This is a genomic window from Pseudoalteromonas sp. CO109Y (assembly GCF_004208935.1).
GTDB lineage: Bacteria > Pseudomonadota > Gammaproteobacteria > Enterobacterales > Alteromonadaceae > Pseudoalteromonas > Pseudoalteromonas shioyasakiensis.
The window spans coordinates 131,044-142,474 of sequence record NZ_SGPD01000027.1; the positions used below are offsets into that span (position 1 = coordinate 131,044).

General features: G+C 42.4%; 9 protein-coding genes. 1 reads left to right on the top strand and 8 read right to left on the bottom strand.

Annotation, left to right across the window (positions count from 1 at the left end; all coding sequences use genetic code 11):
• Window positions 1-72: 72 nt before the first annotated feature.
• The gene (locus EXT43_RS10545) at window positions 73-1,755 is read left to right on the top strand and encodes a sensor domain-containing diguanylate cyclase (protein ID WP_130166924.1); all 1,683 of its coding nucleotides are present in this window, start codon (window positions 73-75) and stop codon (window positions 1,753-1,755) included.
• On the opposite strand, the gene EXT43_RS10550 is transcribed toward EXT43_RS10545, so the two are convergent.
• The 8 genes from EXT43_RS10550 to fucP all read right to left on the bottom strand — a co-directional run bounded on the left by EXT43_RS10550 (window position 1,741) and on the right by fucP (window position 11,413).
• Entirely contained in the window at window positions 1,741-2,310 is a 570-nt protein-coding gene (locus tag EXT43_RS10550) for a DUF2799 domain-containing protein (protein ID WP_130166925.1), read from the bottom strand. The genes EXT43_RS10545 and EXT43_RS10550 overlap by 15 nt on opposite strands.
• 128 nt (window positions 2,311-2,438) lie before the next feature.
• Window positions 2,439-4,106: an asparagine synthase-related protein gene (locus EXT43_RS10555; RefSeq protein ID WP_165385097.1), complete on the bottom strand. Its 1,668-nt coding sequence runs from the start codon at window positions 4,104-4,106 to the stop codon at window positions 2,439-2,441.
• Window positions 4,107-4,218: 112 nt separating this feature from the next.
• A complete protein-coding gene (locus EXT43_RS10560; RefSeq protein WP_130166927.1) occupies window positions 4,219-6,102 on the bottom strand; it encodes an acetate--CoA ligase in 1,884 nt (627 codons plus the stop codon).
• A 149-nt stretch (window positions 6,103-6,251) separates the two neighbouring features.
• The gene (locus tag EXT43_RS10565) at window positions 6,252-8,468 is read right to left on the bottom strand and encodes a tetratricopeptide repeat protein (RefSeq protein WP_130166928.1); all 2,217 of its coding nucleotides are present in this window, start codon (window positions 8,466-8,468) and stop codon (window positions 6,252-6,254) included.
• 4 nt (window positions 8,469-8,472) lie between these two features.
• Window positions 8,473-9,228: a transporter substrate-binding domain-containing protein gene (locus EXT43_RS10570; protein WP_130166929.1), complete on the bottom strand. Its 756-nt coding sequence runs from the start codon at window positions 9,226-9,228 to the stop codon at window positions 8,473-8,475.
• Between the two features lie 84 nt (window positions 9,229-9,312).
• Window positions 9,313-9,693, bottom strand: a complete 381-nt coding sequence (locus EXT43_RS10575) for a hypothetical protein (protein ID WP_130166930.1) — start codon at window positions 9,691-9,693, stop codon at window positions 9,313-9,315.
• Complete coding sequence (locus EXT43_RS10580; protein WP_054561182.1) at window positions 9,693-10,043, bottom strand: hypothetical protein; 351 nt, start codon at window positions 10,041-10,043, stop codon at window positions 9,693-9,695. The genes EXT43_RS10575 and EXT43_RS10580 overlap by 1 nt, the downstream gene beginning before the upstream one ends.
• A gap of 80 nt (window positions 10,044-10,123) precedes the next feature.
• Window positions 10,124-11,413 (bottom strand): L-fucose:H+ symporter permease, encoded by a 1,290-nt coding sequence (gene fucP, locus EXT43_RS10585; protein WP_130166931.1) that lies wholly within the window; start codon window positions 11,411-11,413, stop codon window positions 10,124-10,126.
• Between the last annotated feature and the right edge of the window lie 18 nt (window positions 11,414-11,431).

Consider the following 11,431-nt stretch of genomic DNA (forward strand, 5'->3'; position numbering starts at 1 on the left):
TTTTATTTTGTTAACTAAAATAATGATAAAGGCTTACCTTTATTGTTGGTGAGCTAGTTAACAAGGCTAATTATGGCATTTAGTGAAGGGTATGATGCGATTAAATCGCAGCTTGGATTAGACATTGCTCAGCTAATTCTCGACAGTGGGGATGCGGGTATCTGGCTTTGGAATGTACAAACAGGCGAAACCATTTTTAATGATAAGTGGGCCGATATTATCGGTTATTCACTGCAAGAATTATTGCCAGTTTCAATTGAAACTTGGCTCAGCTTTGCTCACCCTGACGACCTGTCAAAATCGGAACAGTTATTAAACGCTCACTTTAAAGGTGACTCTGAGCGCTATATTTGCGAAGCACGAATGAAGCATAAACAAGGGCACTGGGTTAAAGTGCTCGATAAAGGCAAAGTGCAAAGTTGGGATGAAAATGGCAACCCGCAGTGGATGTTAGGCGTTCATATCGATATTACTGAACAGTGGTTAAAAGAGCGTGAAATTGAGTTTTTACATGCTAAGCTGCAAAAATTTACTGATAACTTACCGGGGTTTGTTTATCAGTATGTGGTCGAAAATGATGGCACCGCATATTTCCCTTTTGCCAGCTCCAAAGTCTTCAACATTTATGGCTGCACGGCAGAGGATATAAAAAAGTCTGCTGATTTAATGATGCATATTATCCATCCAAATGACTTAAAGCGCGTTATAAAAAGCATTGAAAAATCGCGAGTCGAATTATGCGAGTGGCATGAGGTATATAGAGTTAATCATCCAACTAAAGGTGTGATTTGGGTTGAAGGAAAATCCTCACCAATTGCCCGTGCTAATGGCAGTGTTGAGTGGAATGGTTATTCAGAAGATGTCACTGAAGAAGTTAAAAGCAACGAAAAAATACAGCTGCTTACTGCGGTATTTACCACAACAAGTCGTGGTATATTGATCACCACCCCTGAGCCTAAAATTGTGGATGTTAACCCTGCTTTTGAGCAAATTACAGGCTTTTGTAAGGCAGAAGTGCTTGATAAAAACCCATCTATACTTTCAGCTAAGCAGCAACCCACAGAGTTCTTTGAATTGATGTGGGAGCGTTTAATACGCAATGGGCGCTGGCAAGGTGAAATATGGAACAAGCGCAAAACCGGTGAAGTTTTTCCTGAGTTGTTAACCATAGATGCCATGTATGACGAACATGGCCAAGTGAGTCATTACATTGGTGCATTTGATGATATTTCGCAGGCAGTAGAAAAGCGCCAACTGCTTGATGAATTAGTCAATCAAGATCCACTGACTAAGCTGTTAAATCGGCGTGGTTTAGATATTCAGTTACACTCATTTTCTCATCATGCGGCGAATGAAGGTAACCAGTTCTCGTTGATTTATGTCGACCTTGATAACTTTAAACTGGTGAACGATACCTTTGGTCACGAGCAGGGCGATAATCTACTTCTAGAAATCAGTGAGCAGCTTTCACTTCAGCTGCGTGATAAAGACATATTAGCGCGCATTGGTGGCGATGAGTTTGTGATTGTGTTGCCAACGTTAGCAAAACTCTCTGTTTGCCAAGACATTGCTGGACGCTGCCAAAAAGCAGTTGAAGGCGTAGCAAAGCGCTACGCAACCAAAGTGCCTGTGAGTGCTAGTTTTGGTATCGCGCTTTACCCAGAGGATGGTAAAAATGCCAAAGAGTTACTCGCCACTGCTGACGAGCAAATGTATAAGATGAAGCTTCAACATAAAGCATCACCACTCGGTTGATATTTCGACACTCGGCAATTTATTTAAAAGCGGTAGTAAAGCACGCTCTTTGCGTAAATCTTTGCGCTCGTTTTCTAAATCTCTTCGTTCTCGATAAAGCTCTTTTTGTTGGCCATTATCAAGCTGATTGCTGTTAAGCTCAGCGCGAATATCTTTTAGGCGACGGTCTATGTCGTCAATTCGGTCATCAATGTATATCAGCCTTTGCTGTACTTGATACCTGTCGTTACCTTCTTGCCATGCTTTACGAAACGCTGTGCTATTACAAACGCCATTGTAAGATGCGCCTTGCATACCAAGGGTAAAGCCATTTTCGGGCTCACAATACACTGCCAGACCTTGATCGTATCCCACTTTATATTCAGCAATATCGGCACTTACGCCATATTTGCTGCATTGTGATAAGGCATCGATGCCATCACGATACTCAGTGCCATCTGCACCATGTTTATAACCAATACTATGCCAATTGGCTTGTAAACATTCATCTTTACTGACTGAGGTACAGCCTGCTAATACGATTAATGGCAGTAGAGGAAGTGTCCATTTTCTCATTAAAGTCTCAGCTTAAATTATTAATAACTAACTTGATTCTAGCCTGTAATATTATTTTTTAGAAAGTAGTTTTTGTATTTCATAATAATGCCCTCAAATGATTAAGTTTTATTGCGCCTAGGTATCCATTACCACTGACAGAACCGCTGAGCAATGCGTATATTTGGCTGAGCATTCTTTAAGTGAGCTAACTGTAATAAGCATAACGCGGTAAAGTGACTGCGTTTGATCAATTGATGGCGGTCAAAGCGCATGATCTCGTACCACAGCTTAAAGAGCTCGCCAAAACGCATTAGATTGTTATTGTTAAACTGCCACTGTGATTGGTAATTTACCTTGATAGGGCAAGGCATATGACCTGGGTAGGCTTGCCATGGTGCAAGCATAGCTCGTGGGTAACTGGTTTTCAGCCAGCGCTGATAAAAGCGGTGTTTACGTACATATTCAACAGGGACAGCTAAAGGATATTGCAGCACTTTCCACGAATAAAACGGATGGAAGAACTCCATTTTAAACTCGCAAACTTGCTCGTTTGGAATGCTCAAATGATGGTGTTGATCATTGAGTAGTAAAAACAATTGGAATGCTTTTTCGAGTGGTAATTCAGCCAAGGGTTTAAAACTAAGTTTTAGGTTATCAATTAGTTTTTGTTGCAGCATAGACGCATTATGTACCACTGACTTTGGCAAATAAGCGTATTGCTGATCTAAATAAGCTTGAATGAGCTTATCAAGATTGTTTTCTTTTGCCGCATCATAAATAGCGTCGCCATAAAACACGGCACCTAAGCCAACGCTGCCACCATTACCAGACCAACTAATTTGGGGTCTTGAAACGGTTTTATATTCATTGTGATGTGCTTTGCGCCAGTATTTGCCAAGGCGCTGTTCAACAGAGAGCGTTTGCGTGTCGCGTACTTGCACAACTTCAAGTTTAAGGGCATTTTGCGAAGCATATTGTTTTGCGCAGTAGAGATCTTGGCTATCTGATTGCGAAAAATTAAACGACTTAAGTTCAACACCTTGGCGTAAGAGCTCGCAGTTAATTAACCGTGAATCAAGGCCACCTGACAGAGTGCTCAGCACTTTTTTATCGGTGTGCATCGCTTTTGTTACAACACTGCGAAAGGCCTGAGTAACCCCTTCAATTGCGTCAGTCACCTCAAAGTTTTGTTTGGCAAGGGCGACCCAATCGAAGTAACGTTGTTTTACCACGCCGTGGCTGGCATCAAAACGTAATATTTCGCCTGGGTATGAGCATTTAATGTTTTTATAAGGCGTGTGATCTAATAGCGGGTAACCAAGCACAGCAAGCTCTGTAAGTGCTTCGGCATCGCTTTCAAGCTCAATACTCAGTTGTTTAAATATCCCCAAGTTGGTTGAAAACATTAACCCTTGCGCTGTTTTCAAGGTATAAAACGGCTTTAAACCAAGGGGATCGGTGGCAAGTACTAAGCTGCCTAATTGGCTATTAAACTGGCAAAAGCTAAATACCCCTTCACATTGCTGTAAGCAAGTGTTGAGCGAAGCTGTATTGGCCATGGTATTTAAATCATCACTGCGCGAGCTACTGAGTAAAGGGTGACCAATCAGCGTTGCAATTTGCGACTCAGTTTGCAACCAACTCGCTTGTTGGTAAGCATCAAAGTCATAATGAAAAATAGCTCCATTATCACAATCAAAGCGCTGAACATCTGCTTTTTTATAGCGATTAAATACATCAGCTAGTTGATTAATATAATGAAATTCTGTTTTGCCTAATTCATTGAATTGGATATAACCTGCGATAACAGCCATGTTAACCACCTTTTCGTTTGCTAACTTACATGTAAAGTTGCAAGCCATAGGCCAAAACGAATAAAGGCCTTAAACAAGGCCTTTGGTAACATTACAAAATTACAAACGCAGATCAGCGATTGTTAAGTTGTTGGTTGATTTCATCGAATATACTCGCATCATCAATGGTTGATGGAATTTGCAGTTCTTCACCATCGACCAATTGGCGTAAGTTCTTTCTGAGTATTTTCCCTGAGCGGGTTTTTGGGAGGCGCTCAACATGCAAAATGTTTTTCAGGCAGGCAATGGCGCCAATTTGATTTCTTACCGAGTGAATTAACTGTTGCTCAACTTCTTTGCTATCGCCAAGATAATCGTCTTTGAGCACTATCATCGCCATGGGTAATTGCCCTTTGAGTGCATCGTTAACACCAAATACTGCACATTCAGCAACAGCAGGGTGGGCTGCTACAATTTCTTCCATTTCACCGGTTGATAAGCGATGACCCGCAACGTTAATTACATCGTCGGTACGACCCATAATAAATAGATACCCATCGTCATCAATATAGCCGCCATCACCAGAGAGGTAATAACCTGGGTACTCGCTTAAGTAGCCCGCTTGAAAGCGTTCATTGTTTTGCCAAATTGTTGGTAAACAGCCCGGTGGTAAAGGCAGTTTAATTACAACTGCACCGCTTTCGTTTGCAGCGCACTGCTCACCATTCATATCAAGAATTTGTACATCAAATCCCGGTGTTGGCACCGTTGAACTACCCGGCTTAGTAGCAAGTTGTTCAATACCAATTGGATTACACGCAATTGCCCAACCTGTTTCTGTTTGCCACCAGTGGTCGAGTACAGGCAAGCCGGTGTTGTCTTTTAGCCATTCATAAGTGGGTGGATCTAGGCGCTCACCGGCCAAGAATAAGCGTTTTAAACTTGAGGTATCGTATTGTTTAAAGCCCTCAGCGGTAGGGTCTTCTTTTTTAATTGCGCGAAACGCAGTAGGAGCACTGAATAAAGCGGTGACTTTATAATCTTCTACAACACGCCAAAACGCACTGGCATCTGGGGTTCTTATTGGTTTGCCTTCGTAAAGTACGGTGGCACAGCGATAAATGAGCGGTGCATAAACAATGTATGAGTGACCAACCACCCAGCCAATATCTGAAGCTGCCCAAAATACCTCGCCGGGTTTCATGCCATACACGGTTTCCATGCTGTAATGCATTGCAACTGCGTGACCCCCGTTTTCTCGAACCACCCCTTTAGGTGTGCCTGTGGTGCCTGATGTGTAAAGAATATAAAGCGGGTCGTCGCCTGCAACAGGCACTGCAGCGACTGCACTTGCTGTATCAGAGGCTGATTGCCAATCGATGTCTCTGCCATCTTGCATCTCGGCAATGGCTTGTTCACGCTGAAATACAATACAGTGTTCAACAGCATGCTTGGCGTTTTCGAGTGCTTCATCAAGCAGTGGTTTATATTCAATCACATGATTAATTTCGACCCCGCAAGACGCAGTAAGCACAAGCTTAGGCTTTGCATCATCAATACGCACCGCGAGTTCGTGTGGTGCAAAACCACCAAATACAACGGAGTGAATGGCACCAAGGCGCGCACACGCCAGCATACCAATAACTGCTTGTGGGATCATTGGCATATAAATGACTACACGGTCACCTTTGCTTACGCCAAGAGATTGCATGAGCCCTGCAAATTTAGCAACTTGAGTTTGTAACTCGCCATAAGTGTATTGTTGTTTGGTATTGGTAACAGGGGAGTCGTAAATCAGTGCAGTTTGGTCGCCATAGCCTGCTTCGACGTGTTGGTCGAGGGCTAGGTAACAAGTGTTTAACTGACCATCGGCAAACCAATGGTAAAAATCATTATCGTCATATTGATAAGGGGCACTTGGCTCTTTAAACCAAGGAATTCGTTTACTTTGCTCAAGCCAAAACTGACCCGGATCGCGCTGGAACTGTTGATATTGTTGTTGATATTCGCCCGCCATTGTGAGGCTCCTATACTTTTTAGTGAGAGACCCTAAAAAATGTAGGTGTTTTTTTGATTAAATAATATGCGACCTTGGTCGGCATTAATTGGGCTAAATGTCGTGAAATCGCCCTGTTTAGGGGCGATTTTAGGGAATCGTGGTGCTAATTAAACCTGTTGTTCACTAATAAGCGGTAAGCAAATGAGGATCTTAACGCCACCTAGCTCACTATGCTCAGCTTTAATAGTGCCTTTGTGTGTTTCAATCAGGCTTTTACAAATTGCAAGCCCAAGGCCTGAGCCGCCTGTTTGACGGCTGCGCGACTTATCAACGCGGTATAAACGTTCGAATATTTCAACTAACTGATTATTGGTAACGCCGGGTGGGGTATCTTCAATACTAAAAGTAATACTCTGCTCTGAGGCCATTGCTATAAATTTAATTTTGCCGGGTTTATCAGTATAAAAAGTACTGTTTGATAAAAGGTTCGTCAGTACTTGTTTAATTTTATCGATATCCCATGTGACTTTGATATCAGCAGCAAGGTGAATGTTACAAGTAAATTCAAAGCCTTTGTTTTCTACAAAAGCAGTAAAGTCTTGCTGCCAAACGGATAATACATCAGCAAGTAAATAGGGTTTTAGGTTCAGATATAGGCTATCGGAGTCAGCTTGTGCTAGTTGATGGATATCACGGATCAGTACATTGATATCGGTAAGTTTTCGATTAATGGCATCGTAAGAGGCATCTACGTCTTTGGCGATATTGTATTGCAATGCTTCAACTTGCAATTGTAGTGCTGTGAGTGGCGTGCGAATTTCATGAGACACATCGGCTAGTAAGCGGTTCTTTTTATCAACGACTTCTTTGAGTAGCTGTGCTCGTTCACTGGCAAGCTTACGCTTTTTAAATGAGCGGTAACCAAAGCCAGATATCAGCAAAATCACGCAGCTTAAGCCCAGTAACCACGCTTTGAATTGCCATTCACTTTCGCTTAGTTGAGCCGCTTGAATTTGCTTTTCAGCACTCAATTGGTTGATTTCTTGCTGATTTCGCATAAAAGCTACTTGGCTTTGCATCGCGGCCACGGTTAAGTCGTGCTGATTTTTACCGGTACTATCTTCAAGGGTTTGATAGCGGTTTTGCGATTCAAATGCTTGTTTATACAGTTGTAAAGCAAGGTAGGAGTCAGTAAGTAACTTATTTAAGCTAATTTGATCTTCAACATCTTGCAGCTCATCAGCCTGTTTTAAAGCCTGCTCTGCGGTTTTAATTGCTTCAGCGTGATCATCAAGGGCTTGATAAATACGTGTTTGGGTGATCCCTAAAGATACCAAGTGTGAGCGAAAATTATAGTCAGTAGCGATTGCCAAAGCGCGGTTGATATAGGCTTGCGCTTCACTTATGTTATTTTGTTTTAAAGCAATTAACGCCATTAAATCGTACGAGCGACATAGCCCTGTGTTTGAAGATGATTGCTGATAATAGCTAATCGACTTTTCTGCGTAATCTGTGGCTGTAGCAAGTTCGCCTTGTTTTAGCGCAGCGTAGCCGACCTTCATGGCACTGTTACCGATGTCGACTTTTGAGCCAATTTCTAAATCCAACACGTGAGACATTTTAAAGTGCTTTAACGATTGAGCACTGTCGCCCATACGGCGGTAAACTTCGCCAATTTCGTAAAGCGAATCGGCTATGCCTTTTTTGTCATCAAGCTTTTGATGCAAAGAAAATGATTGAGTTAAACTTGCAAGCGCCGCATTGTGATCGCCAATAATGGCTTCGATTATTCCTAGATTTAGTAATGCCGATGCATACGATTTTTCATCATCAAACTCATGTAAGATATTAACAGATTTTTGTGCCTCATTAAGGGCGGCTATGTATTTATCTTGCCAGCGTAAAATGGCTGCTAATCGCTCATAAGACTGGGCAATCAGCACAGAATCTTTTATCTGTTTAGCAATAGCTAATGCATCTCGGTAGTGCTGCTCTGCTGTTAGAAAGTTACTTTTTCTGCCTTGTGCGTAGCCCTGAATAAGCATCGCTCGTACGGCGATAGCCTGATTACTTTGCTTTTGTCCGTACTCCAGTAGCTGCTCTGCATAGCTCAGTGCTTGGTCATAATCACCACTGCTGACATTCATAAATGCCAGCGATTCAAGCGCTTCTTGTATGATGTTAGACTCATTGACAAGGGTTGAGTCGTTAGTTAACTGCTCAAATATTTCAGTGGCTTGGTTTGGGTTACTGTTACGTAACGATTGTGCTTCGTTTAGCTTTTCTAATGCTTGTTCAGAAGTTATTGCAAAGGCGCTGAGCGATAAACAGCTAAGTGCACAAGCCAAAGCTAAGCTTTTGTAAAATAATGGAGTATTTTTCATTTTTTTATTTGGGTAAAGGCAACTGCCATTTTTGTAAAATTGCTTGGTATTGACCACTTTGCTTCAAAGCTTCAACCGCGTTTCTTAATTGCGCTGCGAGTTGTTTATCTAAATTAAGGTTTGCAGCTAAATAAAGACCTGACGGAAAGTCATCTAAGTGTAGGCTTTTATGAATATCACTCGGATCAACCCCAGATAATGCCAGTTCGTTTTGCAAAGTCAGGGTGTTGGTCAGCACAAAGTCTATGCGCTCTTTTTCAAGCAATTGCCAAAGTTGATGGTAATGACTGACTAGCACCAAATTTTTATCTTCATTAAATCCGGCATGCTTCAAGTAATGCTCACTTGAATAGCCTCGAATAGTCGCGACACGGTACTGCTGAGCTTGCTTTAAACTAAATATTTTGTGGCTTTTGCTCGCAAGGTCAACGAGGTAAGCGTCCGAAAAATAGGTTTGTGCTAACCACTGAAAGCGACTCTCACGAGCTGGGTTTTTTAGTAGCGAAATCATTAACATGTTTGGATTGTTTTCGAGCTCATGAAAAGCCCGCGCCATAGGCATAATTGCGAATTCGCTAGGGATGTTTGCGTGTTCTAAGGCGGCTTTTACTACTTCAACAAGTGCACCATCGGCTTCGCCTTGCTGATTTTTAAAATGGTAAGGAGGTAGATCTTCAGCGATAAAGGTCAGTGTTTTCGCAGCCGTTGCACAACTGATGAAACAAAGCATGGTAGCAATCAGTAATGAGCGAAACAGCATAAAGATCCTTTATCCTTAAACAAGTAATTAACATACTAAAGAATCTTAATGAAAAGGTATAGGTTTTTAATTGCCAAGTCAGATTTAGTTGCTTTTTTTACTGCGGGGTGCCCCTAGCAAGATACCGATATGGCAAACACACACAGATAGAAAAGCACTCAAGCCCAATGCACCGCCATAGCCATGCAAGCGCGGCACAAGGTATTCAAACAACAAAGCAAACAATATTGAAGCAATGGCTAATGTAAAAATGCCAAAGCGTTTTGGTGCGCTCATGCCAATGAAAGTCCCCCCAAAAAACGCCACGCTGTAAAATTCTACATCAACAGGGAATAGGCTTAAAATTGCAAATGCAATAATGCTGGTGGCGGCTGAGGCGCGAATGCCATCAAAGCGGTTATGATGCGCTAAAAAGTAAGTAGAGTAGGCACCAAGTAAAGCGGTAATTGTAATAAACAAATCCATTAAAAGACCCCTTTTGCAAGCATGTAAAGCGCCACACTGGCAAAAGCAACGCTACCAAGACGACCACCAAAACCTGCAAATAGGTTCATAGTTAATACGTAAAGGCTGGCACCAATTAAAGAGATAAAACTCAGCTCCCAGTAGCTGTTGATTAAACTCGATGAGCACATACCAGCAAAGCTGCCAGCGTAAATGGCTGCATAAGGATGGTTTCCAAAACGAGCAGGAAAAGGAATAAATGTGCCAACTAAACCGGTAAATGCAGCAGATAACACAAGGGCAACATTGGCTTGGTCATGAAGTAAAAAGCAGGAAAAACAGCCAACAGAAAAGGCCAAAAACTTGACCATAAAAAATGTAATATGTGCCATTAATTGACGATACACCTCGCTTAAGTAGGTAAACGAGGTGCATTATCTCATTGATGCGTTTAGTCCTGCAACTGCGCTTTGGCGGGTATTGCTGCTACTTTGGTATGGTGGCCATACAAAGCAACAATTAAAAAGCAAACAAGTGGTACAACAAACGAAACCGCAGTGTTAAAGGCATCTATAGTTGCGGCTTGGATCAGAGGTAAAAATGCGCCCCCTAAAATTGCCATTACTAAACCTGCCGCACCCACTTTTGCATCTTCGCCGAGGCCTTCAAGTGCTGTGCCGTAAATGGTTGGAAACATCAAAGATAGACAGCTTGAAATAGCGACAAGTGCGACTACGCCCACTAAATTAACTTGGGTGGTAACAATAAAACAAAGCACGGCTGCAACTAAAGCCATAAAACGCAGTAATTTAGCGCCGCTAATAAAGCGCATGAGCCAAGTCATAATGAAGCGAGACACTAAAAACACCAGCATAGAATATTGTAACACCTGACCGCCAGTAACTTCTGTGGTGTTAAGTGCTTCCATGGTGTAGCCAATGGTGTAGGTCCATACACAGGTTTGCGCGCCAACATTAAAAAACTGTGCCAGCACGCCAAATCGGTAGTGCTTATTTTGATACAAATGTTGAAAGGTCTTTTTAAGTTTACGCGGCTGCGCGGCGGCTTTTGTTGCTGTGGCAGGAGGGCGACTAAAAAAGATACATAGCCATAGTAAGATTAAGCAACAGGCCATACCCACATACGGCACCATCACAGCATCTAGCTCTGCACTCACAACGGTTTTTAATTGCGCTTCATTCATTAGGGCACGGCTTGCGCTATCAGCTTGATTTAAGTTCGGTAAAATCAATGTCGCCGCTAAAAACACACCAATATTAGTACCAACGGGGTTGAAAGCTTGCGCGAGGTTGAGTCTACGGGTTGCTGTTTGCTCGCATCCTAACTGCATGACATAAGGGTTTGCCGAGGTCTCTAAAATAGACAAGCCACCAGCAAGAATAAACAAGGCCAATAAAAAGTGGCTATAGAGCATGGTTTGGCTAGCAGGGTAAAACAATAAGGCACCACTTGCGGCCATGGCTAAACCCACTAACAGCCCCGTTTTATAATTAAACCGTCTATTGATCATGGCTGCCGGTAAAGCTAAGCAAAAATAAGCACCGTAATAACTAAACTGCACCAGTGCTGATTGCAACGCACTCATCGAAAATGTTTTGCTAAAAACTTTCACTAATGGGTCTGTCATATTGGCCGCAGTACCCCAAGCAGCAAAGCAAATTGTAAGCAGAATAAAAGGCCAAAGCATTTGGCGCGATACAATAGCAGGCTGTGTTTGCATAGTTCACCAGATTAATGT